General features: G+C 58.3%; 14 protein-coding genes. 12 read left to right on the top strand and 2 right to left on the bottom strand.

Features of this window, described 5'->3' with window-relative positions; all coding sequences use genetic code 11:
* Positions 1–17: 17 nt before the first annotated feature.
* From PTZ19_RS19905 to PTZ19_RS19885, 5 genes are all read left to right on the top strand, one after another.
* On the top strand, positions 18–908 hold the full coding sequence (locus tag PTZ19_RS19905; protein WP_276356971.1) for a carbohydrate ABC transporter permease: 891 nt from the start codon (positions 18–20) through the stop codon (positions 906–908).
* Complete coding sequence (locus PTZ19_RS19900; protein ID WP_276356970.1) at positions 898–1,734, top strand: carbohydrate ABC transporter permease; 837 nt, start codon at positions 898–900, stop codon at positions 1,732–1,734. The genes PTZ19_RS19905 and PTZ19_RS19900 overlap by 11 nt, the downstream gene beginning before the upstream one ends.
* Positions 1,735–1,753: 19 nt before the next feature.
* A complete protein-coding gene (locus tag PTZ19_RS19895; RefSeq protein ID WP_276356969.1) occupies positions 1,754–2,593 on the top strand; it encodes a sugar phosphate isomerase/epimerase family protein in 840 nt (279 codons plus the stop codon).
* Entirely contained in the window at positions 2,590–3,588 is a 999-nt protein-coding gene (locus tag PTZ19_RS19890; protein WP_276356968.1) for a zinc-dependent alcohol dehydrogenase, read from the top strand. Before PTZ19_RS19895 ends, PTZ19_RS19890 begins: the two co-directional genes overlap by 4 nt.
* A 68-nt stretch (positions 3,589–3,656) precedes the next feature.
* The gene (locus tag PTZ19_RS19885) at positions 3,657–4,706 is read left to right on the top strand and encodes an NAD(P)-dependent alcohol dehydrogenase (RefSeq protein WP_276356967.1); all 1,050 of its coding nucleotides are present in this window, start codon (positions 3,657–3,659) and stop codon (positions 4,704–4,706) included.
* A 59-nt stretch (positions 4,707–4,765) separates the two neighbouring features.
* On the opposite strand, the gene PTZ19_RS19880 is transcribed toward PTZ19_RS19885, so the two are convergent.
* Positions 4,766–5,860 carry a threonine aldolase family protein gene (locus tag PTZ19_RS19880; protein WP_276356966.1) on the bottom strand — a complete coding sequence of 365 codons (1,095 nt, stop codon included), beginning with the start codon at positions 5,858–5,860 and terminating at the stop codon, positions 4,766–4,768.
* A 273-nt stretch (positions 5,861–6,133) separates the two neighbouring features.
* On the opposite strand from PTZ19_RS19880, the gene PTZ19_RS19875 reads away from it, so the two are divergent.
* From PTZ19_RS19875 to PTZ19_RS19865, 3 genes are all read left to right on the top strand, one after another.
* Positions 6,134–7,021: an ABC transporter permease subunit gene (locus PTZ19_RS19875; RefSeq protein ID WP_276356965.1), complete on the top strand. Its 888-nt coding sequence runs from the start codon at positions 6,134–6,136 to the stop codon at positions 7,019–7,021.
* Complete coding sequence (locus PTZ19_RS19870; RefSeq protein ID WP_276356962.1) at positions 7,018–7,938, top strand: ABC transporter permease; 921 nt, start codon at positions 7,018–7,020, stop codon at positions 7,936–7,938. Before PTZ19_RS19875 ends, PTZ19_RS19870 begins: the two co-directional genes overlap by 4 nt.
* A gap of 204 nt (positions 7,939–8,142) precedes the next feature.
* Positions 8,143–11,340, top strand: coding sequence for an endo-1,4-beta-xylanase (locus PTZ19_RS19865; protein ID WP_422615021.1), 3,198 nt, complete (start codon positions 8,143–8,145; stop codon positions 11,338–11,340).
* A 46-nt stretch (positions 11,341–11,386) separates the two neighbouring features.
* On the opposite strand, the gene PTZ19_RS19860 is transcribed toward PTZ19_RS19865, so the two are convergent.
* Positions 11,387–11,812 (bottom strand): VOC family protein, encoded by a 426-nt coding sequence (locus PTZ19_RS19860; protein ID WP_276356961.1) that lies wholly within the window; start codon positions 11,810–11,812, stop codon positions 11,387–11,389.
* A gap of 342 nt (positions 11,813–12,154) precedes the next feature.
* Between PTZ19_RS19860 and PTZ19_RS19855 the strand changes: the two genes are divergently transcribed.
* From PTZ19_RS19855 to PTZ19_RS19840, 4 genes are all read left to right on the top strand, one after another.
* Positions 12,155–12,499 (top strand): ArsR/SmtB family transcription factor, encoded by a 345-nt coding sequence (locus tag PTZ19_RS19855; RefSeq protein ID WP_276356960.1) that lies wholly within the window; start codon positions 12,155–12,157, stop codon positions 12,497–12,499.
* Positions 12,496–13,002, top strand: a complete 507-nt coding sequence (locus tag PTZ19_RS19850; RefSeq protein ID WP_276356958.1) for an SRPBCC family protein — start codon at positions 12,496–12,498, stop codon at positions 13,000–13,002. Before PTZ19_RS19855 ends, PTZ19_RS19850 begins: the two co-directional genes overlap by 4 nt.
* A 20-nt stretch (positions 13,003–13,022) precedes the next feature.
* Positions 13,023–13,499 (top strand): VOC family protein, encoded by a 477-nt coding sequence (locus tag PTZ19_RS19845; RefSeq protein ID WP_276356957.1) that lies wholly within the window; start codon positions 13,023–13,025, stop codon positions 13,497–13,499.
* A gap of 349 nt (positions 13,500–13,848) precedes the next feature.
* A complete protein-coding gene (locus PTZ19_RS19840; RefSeq protein ID WP_276356955.1) occupies positions 13,849–14,445 on the top strand; it encodes a TetR/AcrR family transcriptional regulator in 597 nt (198 codons plus the stop codon).
* Positions 14,446–14,472: the final 27 nt, after the last annotated feature.

Here is a 14,472-nt window from a genome sequence, read left to right as displayed (position 1 = left end):
GTAAGGGGATGAATCGTTTGGAGAAAACCTTGCCGCGCCCTAAATCGACAACGATTTACGGATATTTGCTACCGGGCACTCTCATCTATGTATTCATCGTGCTGATTCCGCTGGGTTTGTCGATCTATTTCAGCTTCTTCAAATGGTCCGGCGGTTTGTCCAAAGCATTCATCGGATTGCGGAACTACGGCGACTTGATCCAGGACGCCAAATTCTGGTTCTCGTTCCGGAATAATATGATCATTACGGTATTAAGCATTATCGGGCAGCTCGGCATCGCGTTCGTGCTCGCGGTGATCCTGCAGGCCAAATGGGTCCGGTTCCGCGAGTTCCACCGCACCGTCCTGTTCTTGCCCGTCGTGCTGCCGGCCGTCGTCGTCGGATTCATCTGGAACTTGATTTTCAGCCAGGATTACGGGATTTTGAACGGGCTGCTGAGGAGCCTGCATCTCTCGTCCTGGATTCGCCCCTGGCTCGACGATCCGCATATCGTCATCTATTCGGTTACGGTGCCGATCGTCTGGCAATGGGTCGGACTGTATTTGATCATCTTCATGGCGGCCATTCAGAGCATCCCCTCCGACATCTACGAGGGAGCGGAAATCGACGGGGCGACCGGCTTCCGGAAGGTGATTTTCATTACGCTGCCGCTGATGATGGATACGTTGAAAGTCGCCGTCATGCTGTGCATTGCCGGGAACATGAAGATTTTCGACAATATCTACGTCATGACCGGAGGCGGACCCGGCATGAGTTCGACCGTCATGGCCCAGTACGCTTACCGGACTTCGTTCAACCAATTCAAATTGGGTTACGGCAGCGCCATTTCCATCGGCATGATCGTGCTCAGCCTAACGCTGATCTTGCTCAGCCGCAGATTGATGGGGGGGCGGACCGTTGAACGCTAGAACCGTCGTTACGGGCGGGAAGCTTCTCGCCAACCTGCTGCTGGCCGCGTTTTCCGTGTTCTGCGTGTTTCCGATTTTATGGGTGCTGTACTCTTCCCTGAAAAACCAGGCGGCATTCAGCCGCAACATCGTTTCCTTGCCTTCGAGCCTTCATTTCGAAAACTACTCGAAGGCGTTCTGGGACGGAGAGCTGTACCGTTATTTGGGAAACAGCGCGTTCGTCGCCGCCGTCTCGGTCGTGCTCACCATCGCGATCGGCTTCGTCACCGGCTATTTCCTGTCCCGCTTTTCGTTCCGGGGCCGGAACGCGCTGTACGCGATGTTCCTGTTCGGCATGCTGGTGCCGACCTACGGCTTGCTTGTCCCGCTGTTCATCGAGTACCGCAATCTGCACCTATTGGATAGTCGGCTTTCCCTCGTGCTGCCGGAAGTGACTTTCGCGCTGCCGCTCGTCATTTTCCTGATCGAGAGCTTCATGAAAAGCATCCCGACCGAAATGGAAGAAGCGGCCTACATGGATGGAGCGAGCCTGACCTCCTCGTTGTTTCGGATCGTGTTTCCGATGTGCAGGCCGATTCTTTCGACTTGCGTCATCATCAGTTTCCTGAACATCTGGAACGAGTTCCCGTTTGCCTTGATCCTGATCAACACGCAAGAATTGAAGACCGTTCCGGTCGGACTGACCAATTTCGTCGGGCAATATACCGTCGATTATCCGCAGCTGATGGCGGGGATCAACGTTTCGATATTGCCTGTCATCGTGGTTTACCTGCTCTTGTACAAGAGAATCATCCAAGGCATGGTCGCCGGCGCGGTCAAAGGCTGAAGAAAGGACTGGATGCTGCATGATACCCACCATCAACCCGGTAACGACCGGCAGGCAGGCAACGGCGGAGGAATTCCTGGACGCCGCTTCGCACGCGGGTTTTCCGGCCATCGATTATACCATAGAGCCGTTCTACCGGACGTATAAGGAGAATTCGTTCGCGGCGGCGGCGGAAATGTTGGACAGCCGGAACTTGGGTCTCGGCTCGTTCGGCTTGCCGGTCGAATTCCGGAAGGACGAAGCCACGTTCCAAGAGCAACTCAAGCAACTGCCGGATATCGCGGATTTCGCCGCCAAACTGGGAACGGCGCGCTGCTGCACCTGGCTGTACCCGGCTACGGACGAACCGGTCGCGGAATACACGAGCCGGTTCATCCGGCGGCTGCGGGAATGCGCCAAAATCCTGGAGGCGAACGGCATCCGTTTCGGGATCGAATGGGTCGGCCCGAAGACGCTGCGCACGCTCAAGCACGACTTCATCCATACGCTTCCCGGCGTGCTGGAATTGATCGGCGCGATCGACGTCCCGAATGTCGGCGTGCTGTTCGACAGCTTCCATTGGTACACGTCGGGGGCGACCCGCGACGATATATTGGCGCTCAAGCCGGAGCAAATCGTGCTCGTCCATCTCAACGACGCGCCGGATAAACCCGCCGACGAGCAGATCGACGATCAGCGGCTGCTGCCGGGGGAAGGCATTATCGATTTGCGGGGCATGCTCTCGGCGCTCCAAGAGATCGGCTACGACAGCTACCTATCCGTAGAGACGTTCAGCGACACCCTGCCCCTGCTGGGCTCGCGGGAAGCGGCGGTTCGCACCAAAAGGGCTTTGGACCGGGTATTGGAGGGATTCGCATGACGACGATGAAAAAAGCGGCAATCCTGGGGGAACGACAGGCCGGGCTCGTGGAACGGCCGATCCCCCAACCGAAGGGACGCGAAGTCCTCATCAAAGTAATGGTCGCGCCGATGTGCACGGAATACAAGGCGTTCCTGGAAGGGAAACCGCACGATTGCCTGGGGCACGAAGCGGTCGGAGAAGTCGTCGAAGCCGCGCCCGGCGGGTTGTTCCGTCCGGGGGACCGCGTCGTCGCCATGCCGCTCTCCGGCTGCGGGGAATGCGATCTGTGCCTGGCCGGCGATTTCATCCATTGCCTGAGCAATCCGATGCAAGATTCGGCGATGTCGCAGTATATCGTGAAACCGGAAGTCAGCCTTCGCAAAATCCCGGATGACCTCACCTACGAACAAGCGGCTTTGGCTTGCTGCGGTCTCGGCGCGTCGTTCGGGGCGATGCAGAAATTGAGCGTCGCCGCTTACGATACGTTGTTGGTCACCGGTCTCGGCCCGGTGGGTCTCGGCGCCGTCATCAACGCGAAATATTGCGGCGCGCGGGTGATCGGGGTGGAGTCGAATCCTTACCGGATCGAAGTGGCCCGGAGGCTGGGGATCGACGAGGTAGTCGATCCGCGGGATCCCGACGCGCTGGAGAAGATCAAGGCGATGACGGGAGGCATCGGTCCCGATTGCGCCGTGGATTGCTCAGGCGTGCCGGCGGCCCACCGCCTCTGCATCGACGCCGTCCGGAGGAAAGGCAAGGTCGCGTTCGTCGGCGAGTCCCACACGGAGACGCCCGTCGTCGTCAGCCGGGACTTGATCCGCAAAGGCATCCATTTGATCGGTTCCTGGCATTACAATCTGAACGATTTTCCGAAGCTGGCGAACGTCATCCGCCGCTCGCCCGAGGCGCGGCATTTCGTGACCCATTGGTTCCCGATGAGCCGCATCCAGGAGGCGCTGGAGACTTCCGTGTCCCAGCAATGCGCCAAAATCATGCTGAGGCCTTGGGAATAAAGCGGCGGGTTCCGGTTAAACGGCGTTAAAGGGTGCGCGGGAGTGCCGCGAAGGAGTGGAGAGAGAGAATGGCGAGAACGATGAAAGCCGCGGTGATGACCGCGCCCTTCAAGATCGAAATCGAGGAACGGCCGATTCCCGAGATCGGGGAGCAGGAAGTGCTGGTCAAAGTGATGGCGGTCGGCGTATGCGGCTCCGATATCCATTATTACGAACACGGACGGATCGGTCGTTACGTCGTGGAGAAGCCGATCATTCTGGGGCACGAATGCGCCGGAATCGTCGAGGCCGTCGGCCCCGGAGTGACGAGGCTGAAGCCCGGCGACCGCGTGGCCGTCGAACCCGGAATCACGTGCGGCCGGTGCCCGGCCTGCAAAGAAGGCCGCTATAACTTGTGCCCGGACGTGCGTTTCCTGGCGACGCCGCCCGTAGACGGCGCTTTCGTGCAATATATCAAGCATCGGGAAGATTTCCTTTTTCCGATTCCGGATACGCTGTCCTTCGAGGAGGCTGCGCTGATCGAGCCTTTCTCCGTCGGCCTCCATGCCGCGAAAAGGGCGGGCGTGAAGCCCGGGCAAACCGTTGCCATCATGGGGATGGGCCCCGTGGGCCTAACGGCGGTGGCGGCAGCCAAAGCGTTCGGGGCGGAAACCATCGTCGTGTCGGACATGGAGCCGATCCGTCTCGAGGCGGCGCTGAAGCTGGGCGCCACGCACGCGGTGAATATCCGCGACAACGACCCCGTGCAGGCGGTCCGCGAAGCGACGGGTGGGAGAGGCGCCGACGTCGCGTTCGAAACCGCGGGCAACCCCAAAGCGCTGCAGACGGCGCTCCAAGCCGTTCGCCGGGGAGGCAAGCTGGCGATCGTCGGGCTTCCCCCGCAAGAGGAAGTCGCGCTGAACGTTCCTTGGATCGCCGACAACGAGCTGGACATCTTCGGCATCTTCCGGTACGCCAACACGTATCCGCAAGGGATCTCGCTGCTTGCTTCGGGTATCGCCGACGTACGCTCCTTGATCACCGATTCGTATCCGCTGGAACGTACCCAAGAAGCGATGGAACGGGCACGCACGAACAAAGGCGGCAGCCTAAAAGTGGTCGTCTACCCCAACGAATGATCATAGGACGAGTCCGGAGCAACCCCCTGAAACCATTCAGGGGGTTTTGCTTTCCCTCTCTAGCGCGCGTTCCCCAGCTTCTCGCTCAGCATTTGCAGGGCCGTCCTGAGCCGATCCTTGGGCAATGCGGCATACGCATCCCCCAGACCAAGCTCGAAATAACAGCCCCCGGCATCGTTGTCCCTCAAATAATGGGTGATGCCGATCCCCGTCTCCTCGTAGATGCCGATGAGCAAAGGCTCCGCTTTCTCTTTCGGCAACTCGATATGCACGTGGAACATATTGGACACGGGCACTTCCGGAATGGTCCTGACGCACGCGCATTCGTTGAACGAGACTGCCAGCTCTTGGGCGTCGCGGTAGTACTGTTCCATTTTCGGAACTCTGCGTTTGAAGTAATAATCCGCGCTCACGATGTACGGATATAGGCTGATCAAGTCGCCGCCGTGCCGCCTTTTCCATACTTTCGACTCCTGCACGAACGGCTCGTCCCCCGCCAGAATCGCGCCCGCGATCCCGCCGACTCCTTTATAGAAGGAAACATAGACGGAATCGAACAACCCGCAGATTTCCGCGGCCGTCTTCCCGTAATACGGCACGATTTCAAAGAGCCGCGCCCCGTCCAGATGCAGCTTGATTCCGCGCTCGCGGCACCAGGCCGAGATCGCTTCGAGCTCCCCGTAGGCCGGCAATTGCCCGCCGATCTCCCGCTGCGGCAATTCGAGCAACAGGCAGGAGATCTCTTCCCGCATCTCCGCGACATCCTGGAGGGTGATCAGCCGATGCTTGTCGGCCAACAGGACCGACTCGATCCGATGCAGCATTTTCAACCCGTCTTCTTCGTGGATCTCCAAATGGCAGAGCGGATGATAAGCAACCCGCTTGAGCCCGCGGGCGTCGCACCAAATCCGCATGGCGATCTGCTGGGCCATCGTTCCGCTGGGGAAGAAGACGGCGGCCTCTTTGCCCAAGTGTTCCGCCATCCGCGTCTGAAAATCTTCGATGAGCTCCCCTTTGCCGTATTGATCGCTGGGCACGCTGCCGTCGAGTTCCGCAAATGCTTCTTTTATCATTCGAACGGTTCGTTTGCCGTGTCCGCCTACCGGATAGGTCGCTTGCTTGAAGGCTTCCGCAAGCGTCTTGTTGTCGTTCATCCGAACCCCTCCTTCTCGTTGAACATTAAGTATACCGCGGGATGGGCGTACCGTGGAACACTTGGAAACCAGAAGAAATTTTCCAACGTCCTAGGCTTGGAGCCCCGTAAGCGCCTCTCATCATGATTCGTTCGATTTGCAGCCGCGCCTCGGGAAGGAGAATTTGTCCAGGTCGCGCAAGGCAGGATTCAATCCCCTCCTGTCGAAATAGACAATTGCGCCTCGCAATCTAAGAGGCGATTTCGCCAAGAATTCGAAAGGAATTGCATCTTGATGGCCCAAATCTACCGAATCGCGCTAATTACGGTTGGCGTGGTCGCGTTCGTCCTCGTGCTCGCCATGTTGCCCGCCGTGATCCAGACCGCGCCGCATCAGGGCGGGCTGCTCTTGAACTGGAAAGGCGGTTTTTCCAGCATACGCGATTATTTCGAGGGTCTTCGGTCAGGGGAAGCTTTCCGGTATTTGTCCGGAAGAACCGAATTGTCCTTCTGGGAGCAGATCTGTCCCAGCTTCAAGATCACGCTGTTCTATATGGGCATCGGCGCCTTGACGGCGATGACGCTCGGCATTTTGCTCGGCATCTACGTGGCGGTCTCCCGCAAGGAATGGCTGAAACGCGTGCTGGAATTCACGGGAATATTGCCGGATTTCCTGATCATTCTCGTGCTGCAATTCGCGGTCGTCTTCATCTACCTTCATACCAAAGTGTTGATTTTCGAAGTGGCCAGCACCTCGTCGGACGATCCCGCCGTCGCGCTTCCGTTGATATCGGCCGTTATTATTCCCGCCAACTACATGATCCGGAATGTCGCGCTGCATATGAGCCACGCTCTGGCTGACGACTATATCAATTTCGCCAAAGCGCGCGGAATGGGCAAACGCACCATCGTGTTCTTCCACGCCCTGCCGAACGTGCTGCCTTATGTCAAAGCGGACATGCACAAGTTCATGGGAATCTTGTTCGGGAACTTGTTCATCGTAGAGTACCTGTATAATTTGGACGGCGTCGCCATGCTCGTGTTCTCCAACGCGTACGGATTCGAAGGCTACCAATACAGCTTGGCGGCGAACGGGATCCTGACTTTGCTGGTGCTCTATGCGATCGGTTACGCCATCTTGAAATTATTCCTGTATGGCTGGGAGAAGGTGTTGCTTCGATGAATAAAACGTTGCTTGCGGGTCTGCTCATCACGCTCGTCATCGTCGCGGCCTCCCTTTTCGGACGGTATTTCGCGCCCCATGATTTGAGCGAGCACGTGGAGATCGAATACGTCGTCGACGAAAACGGAAAAGGCACCCTGTTGGTGCCGCCGGTTCCCCCGGGCGCGGAGCATCCTTTCGGTACGGACAAAGCCGGTTACGATATGATGGCGAAAATGTTGGCGGGCTCGCATTATACGATCTTCCTGTCTCTCGCCGTCGCGTTCTGCCGCGTCGCGGTCGGGGGGATGCTGGGTCTGTTGCTCGGCACGTTCGCCAAAGAAAGGAAAACCCGGACGAATCGGGCGTCCGTCGGGAATCTGCTGAACGGCATTCCGATGTTTATCCTCGTATGGATGATCCTGGTCGGAATCTCGATCAATCCCTCGGCCTCCAACCTCGAAATGGCGCTTCTCCTCGCGGCCGTTTTGACGATCGTCGGGATCCCGCCGCTCGTCTTCACGATGAGGGAGAAGACGATGGTGGAGATGGACAAGCCTTTCGTGTTGTCGGCGATAGCGCTCGGAGCGGACCGGTGGAGGGTGATTCGCACCCATCTGGTTCCGCACATGAAAGAAAGCTTCGCGATCGCGTTCGTGCAGGAAATCGTGCTGGTCGCGGGTTTGTTCGGCAGTTTGGCGATTTTCGATATTTTCGTCGGCGGCACGACCATGAATCGCGACCCGGTCGAGTACATCAGCCGCACGAACGAATGGGGCGGGCTGATCGCCCAAGCCCGGGACCATCTGTACGCCCGCCAATGGCTGCTGCTTATCCCGCTCGCCGCGTACGTCCTGTACATTCTCGGAATGCACCTGATCTCCGTCGGGCTGGAGAAATCGTACAAAGAGAGATTCCGGAAAGTCTCTCATGTATAGTCCGAGGCCTAAACAGGTTTAAAAAATGTAGGAAAAACCATAATTCCACCGGTAATCGAATAGGGATGCCATCCCTTATAATGGGGCTGGGACGTGCGGCAGGCGCTCGCGCGAAAAGTGAAAGCGCTTACCGCAAACCCGTCGCATTCATTTCAACTCGGTTAGGGGGAATGATTGGTGAAAAGGAATTTCAAGATGAGCATCATGGCTTTACTCGCTGCGGTGTCGTTGGTTGCATGGGCCCCAAACGCGTCGGTCACTCACGTGAAAGCCGCGGACGATCCCGGCGCGGTCGTCGTGTATCACGAGACTTTCTCGGGAGGGAAAGGGGCGGCGGTGCAGTCCGGAGGCGCCAGCCTGACGCCGGTCACCGGCAAAACGTTCGAAGGCAACGCGGACGGAGCCGCTTTATACGTCAGCAACCGCGCGAACAACTGGGATGCGGCGGACTTCCGATTCGCGGACGTCGGCTTGGAAAACGGCAAGACCTATACGGTGACCGTTACGGGTTACGTGGATGCCGACGTAACGGTGCCGGACGGCGCGCAAACGTTCCTCCAAACCGTGAACAGCTACGGCTGGCTGGCCGGCGCGAATTTCGCCGCGGGATCGGCCTTCGCGATGACGAAGGAGTTCACGGTCGATACGAGCAAAGATTCCGCCCTTCGCGTGCAATCGAATGACGCCGGCGCGGGAGTTCCGTTCTATATCGGGGATATTCTGATCACGTCGAAAGAGGTTTCGGGCGGCGGCGATGATAACCGGCCTCCGGCTCTGCCGTTTGACACGATCACCTTCGAGGACCAAACGACGGGCGGCTTCGCGGGGCGGGCAGGTACGGAAACGCTGACCGTCACGAATGAAGCCAACCATACCGCGGGCGGCTCCTACGCGCTCAAAGTCGAGAACCGAACCGCGACTTGGCACGGACCGTCGCTGCGCATCGAGAAGTACATAGACTTGGGCTATGAGTACAAACTTTCGGTCTGGGTGAAGCTGATCTCGCCCGAGAGCTCGCAGCTCCAGTTGTCCACGCAGGTCGGCAACGGGAGCAGCGCCAGCTACAACAACATTTTGGGAAAAACGGTCAGCACGTCCGACGGCTGGGTGTTGTACGAAGGCACCTTCCGCTATAACAACGCCGGCGACGAATATTTGACCCTCTACGTGGAAAGCTCCAACAACGGTACGGCCTCTTTCTATATCGACGACGTCAGCCTCGTGCGCGGGGCGGGGCCGGTCGACATCCAGCGAGACCTGATTCCGATCAAGGACGCGTACGCGAACGATTTTCTGATCGGCAACGCCATATCGGCGCCGGATTTGGACGGCGTCAGACTTGAGCTTCTCAAGATGCACCACAATGTCGTCACCGCGGGCAACGCCATGAAGCCGGACGCGCTCCAGCCGACGAAGGGCAACTTTACTTTCGGCGGAGCGGACGCGATGGTCGATAAAGCCCGCGCCGAGGGGCTGAAGGTCCATGGCCACGTCTTGGCGTGGCATCAGCAATCGCCCGCATGGCTCAACACGACGCAGGATGCCCAAGGCAACACGGTTCCGCTGGGACGGGACGAAGCCTTAAGCAATCTGCGGACGCACATCCGCACGGTCATGGAGCATTTCGGGAACAAGGTGATTTCCTGGGATGTCGTGAACGAAGCGATGAACGACAACCCGTCGAACCCGTCGGACTGGCAGGCTGCGCTGCGCCAATCTCCGTGGTATCAAGCCATCGGACCGGATTACCTCGAGCAGGCGTTCCTGGCGGCCAGGGAGGTGCTGGACGAACACCCCGATTGGGACATCAAGCTCTATTACAACGATTATAACGACGACAACCAGAACAAAGCCCAAGCCATCTACAGCATGGTCAAAGCGCTGAACGACAAGTACGCGCTGACGCACCCCGGCCGCAAGCTGATCGACGGCATCGGCATGCAAGGCCACTACAGCATCAACACGAACCCGGAAAACGTGAAGCTGTCGCTCGAGAAGTTCATTTCGCTGGGCGTGGAAATCAGCGTCTCCGAGCTGGACGTTCAAGCCGGCAGCAACGGTCAAATCACCGAGCGTCAAGCGATCGCGCAAGGTTATTTGTACGCTGAATTGTTCAAGATCTACAAAGCCCATGCCGATCACATCGCCCGCGTGACGTTCTGGGGAATGGACGACGGAACGAGCTGGCGAGCCGAAAGCAGCCCTTTGCCGTTCGATAAGAACCTGCAAGCGAAACCCGCTTATTACGGCGTCATCGATCCGGACAAATTCATCGCGGAGCATCCGCCGGAGACGACGGAAGCCAGCCAAGCGACGGCCATGTACGGGACGCCTGTCGTAGACGGCACGGTGGACGGAGTCTGGAGCAAGGCGGCCGAGATCCCGATCGAACGGTACCAGACGGCTTGGCAAGGAGCGTCCGGAACGGCCAAAGCGCTCTGGGACGACCAGAACCTGTACGTGCTGATCCAGGTCGGCGACGAGCAGCTGGATAAGGCCAGCGTGAACCCGTGGGAGCAGGATTCGGTGGAAATCTTCCTGGATCAGAACAACGGCAAAACCTCGTTCTACCAAGAAGATGACGGGCAGTACCGCGTGAACTTCGACAACGAGACCTCCTTCAACCCGGCGGGCATCGCGGACGGCTTCGTTTCCGCCGTCAAGGTTTCCGGAACGAACTATACGGTGGAAGCGAAGATTCCGCTCAAGTCCGTCGCGCCGGCGATCGGGAAGAAGCTGGGCTTCGACGTGCAGATCAATGACGCGAAGAACGGCGCCCGCCAAAGCGTGGCGGCATGGAACGATACGACCGGTACCGGTTATCAGGATACGTCCGTTTTCGGCGAACTCACCTTGGTCAAGGAACTTCAGGCTCCTGCCGGCTTTACCGCGACGGCGGCCGCTTCGAACGCGATCGATTTGCGTTGGAACGCTTCCGAAGGCGCGGCGGCCTACAGCGTATACCGCGCGGCTTCGGCGAGCGGCCCGTTCGCTATCGCCGCGGAAGGGCTATCGGGCACGGCCTTTACGGATGAGGGATTGAAGCCGAATACGGCGTATTTCTACTACGTGAAGGCTTCCAGCGGAACCAAAGTCTCGGAGCCGAGCGCCGTCGTCTCCGCCCGGACGCTTTTGGCTCCGCTCGCCCACCTGACGGCCAAGGTTTTGAATCATCATACGATTCAATTGAATTGGGACGCCGTTCCTTCGGCCAGCTATGCCGTTTATCGTTCGACGAGCGTGAACGGAACTTACGAGTTGATCGCGGAGCGCGTGAAGGCTTCCCAATACGTGGATTCCGCGTTGAAGCCCGCGACGACGTATTACTATAAGGTCGCGGCGGTCACGAAGACGAATACGACCGAAGCGGCAAGCGCGAAAGCGACCACTAGGGCCAAGTAACGCGAGAGGAAAGAGGAGGCTGTCCCCTCAGGGGGCGCCTCCTATTTTATGTTTGCGGACGATTCGGTTCATCCTCGGCGTAATTCGACACTTCGATCAGGTTCAAGTCCGGATCGCGGAAGTAGACGGACAGAATCTTGCCCATTGCGCCCGTGCGCAGGACGGGTCCTTCTTCGATGGGGATTCCGTGTCGGTTCAGATGCTGGATAACGTCCTCCAACGGCGTGCTGCTGATGAAACAGAGGTCCGCGGAGCCGGGAACCGGCGTATGGGCTTTCGGCTCGAACTCGCGGCCGCGTTCGTGCAGATTGATTTTCTGCCGGCCGAATTGCAGGGCGTACCGTCCCCCGGCGAATCGGACGACTTCCATGCCCAATACCGCCTCGTAGAAACGGATCGTACGCTCCAGATCCTCGACGGTCAGCACCAGATGGTCTAAGCGATCGATGATGATTCCGGATGTTTGCGTCATGGGTAAACGATCCTCCTCCGTTGGATCAACCTTCTAGAAACAGCTGCCGGATGGCCTAACAGGGCGACCCGTTCGCCCGGGACCTTACCCATATAGCATCGAAGCCATATCTCCTTGCGGCAGGAATGAATTGTATTATAACTGATCAGTCAGTTAATTAAAAGCAGGAAGACGGGATTTACGACCGGGCAGGCAGGGGTTCGCAAAGGCGGCGGAAAATTTTGTATTAAAGTATTTACTTTATAAAATAAATACTTTAATATGGGATTATCAACCAACAGGAGAATCAGACGGTTTTGCCCGGATGACCCAGCAAACCGAAAGGAGGAGCAGATCCGGCGTATGGCTGCCGATACCTTTTCCGCGCTTGCGGATCCGACGCGCCGCCGCATTCTGGAGATGCTGGCGGATCACGAAGAGTTGTCCGCCACGCAGATCCAGGAGCCGTTTCCGATCAGTCCTCAGGCGGTATCCCAGCATTTGAAGATTTTGCTGGAGGCGCGTTTGATCGACGTGCAAAAACGGGCGCAGCAACGTCTCTATCGGATCAATACCGACACCATGACGGAGGTCGAAGAATGGTCCAAAAGCGTTAGACAAAGATGGAGCCGGCGCTTGGATACGCTGGAAGCGGTGTTGAAAGCGGAAATGGCCAAGTCCCCACCCAATCAGGAGGTTTCCGAATGATTCCGAATTCGAACAGGCAAGAACTCGTCATTACCCGCGTGATGGACATTCCGGTGGAATGGGTATGGAAAGGCTGGACGGACCCGAAGCTGGTCCCGCTGTGGTGGGGGCCGGAGCATTATACTTCCCCGCGGTGCGAGATCGATTTTCGCGAAGGCGGGAAATACCTGTTCTGCATGCGGGCGCCGCGGGAGCAGGGCGGTCAAGACTTCTACTCTACGGGCGTGTACACGAAGATCGTGCCTTTTGAACGGCTGGAGTTCACGCAGAGCCTGTCCGACGAGGACGGCAACCCGATCGCTCCCGCTGACGCGGGCATGCCGCCCGATTTTCCGGAAGAAGTCCGGTTCGTCATCGAATTCAAAGCGCTGGACGGTCGCCGGACGGAGCTGAAGATTACCGAAAGCAACTGGACGCTGGGCAAGATGTCCGAATTCGCCGTGATCGGCATGAACCAGTCCCTCGACAAGTTCGAAGCCGGCATCGGCCCGCTCAGCCGTTAATGAAAAGGAGAGGATCGCTCGTGTCCGATAAAATCACCCCTTTCTTGTGGTTCAATGACAACGCGGAAGAAGCCATCGATTTTTACCGCTCGGTATTCAAGAACGCGAAAACGTACAACGTGACCCGCTACGGAGAGGGGGCGCCGTTTCCGAAAGGCACTTTGATGTCCGCGACGTTCGAGCTGGAAGGCCAGCGATTCATGGCATTGAATGCCGGCCCGCATTTCAAGTTCAACGAAGCCGTCTCGTTCTTCGTGGACTGCGAGACGCAAGAGGAAGTCGACGAGCTGTGGGAGAAGCTCACGGCGGACGGCGGGGAACCCGGACGGTGCGGCTGGCTGAAGGACAAATTCGGCCTCTCGTGGCAGATCGTCCCCCGGATCCTGGGCGAGCTGATGGCCGACGAAGATCCGCGCAAAGCGCAAAACGTGACGCAAGCCATGCTGCGGATGGACAAAATCGATATCCAAACATTAAAAGAAGCGTACTCGAAATAAACGGACGCCATCTCGCGCGAGATGGCGATCGACAGCGAAAAGCCAGCCCAAGGGGCTGGCTTTCGCGCACTGTCAATTGGCATCGGAAAGACGGCCCAATGGGGTTGGCTTTCATGCACTGTCAATTGGCATCGGAAAGCCGGCCTCATAGCGCTAGGTTTTCGTACGTGCGCATCCGTCGCCGTCCGTTCGCCGATTCCTATGGGTACCGTCGGTTCCGGCGATTCGCTTCTGCCCCGTTTCCCGATGAACCGAGTGTATAACCGAAATTCCCGCTGGATTTTCGGTGCCGGTTGGCTTATATTATGACTGATCAGTCAGTTAATTAAAACGAAAACGGGGGTCCATGATGCCAAGACCCGTTAACCCGCAGCTTCGGGAAAACCGCCGCCGCGCCCTGCTGGACGCCGCCGTGGTGATCTTCTCCCGGCAGGGCTTTGCCCGAACCACCGTCAGCGAAATCGCCAAAGCGGCGGGCGTCAGCCATGCTTCCGTGTTCCAATATTTCGCCACGAAGGAAGAGCTCTTCCGCGAAGCGGTGCTGGACAATATCGAACAAGCCCGGGAATTTTACCGCAATCTGAAGCTGGACTCCGAACATCCCGCGGAACGGCTGCGTTTGCTCGTCCACAAGCAGATCCGCATCGCGCTGAACAGCGCCGCTTACCTCCGGCTCGTTCAGCAGATCGTCAATCAGCCGCAGCCGGACGCGGAGCTGACCCAGGCGCTCGACGCGTTCGCCGGGGAGTTCGTCCGGCATCTCGCGGAGTTGCTCGAGGAGGGGCAGCAGGCAGGCGCCGCGGCGCCGGGAGATGCCGGGGCCGCTGCCGCCGCCTATTTCGCTTATTGGAACGGAGTCGGCCTCATCTCGCGCCGCTCGGATGACGATACCGTGCGCTCGCTCGCGGAACACGGTCTTCGACTGCTCGGGGTAAGAGTGGAGTGAAGGCTGCGTAAAGGCAGCGAATGGCTG

The sequence above is a fragment of the Cohnella caldifontis genome, from assembly GCF_029360585.1.
Taxonomy (GTDB): domain Bacteria; phylum Bacillota; class Bacilli; order Paenibacillales; family Paenibacillaceae; genus Cohnella; species Cohnella caldifontis.
This window is presented reverse-complemented; position numbering and strand designations above follow the sequence as displayed.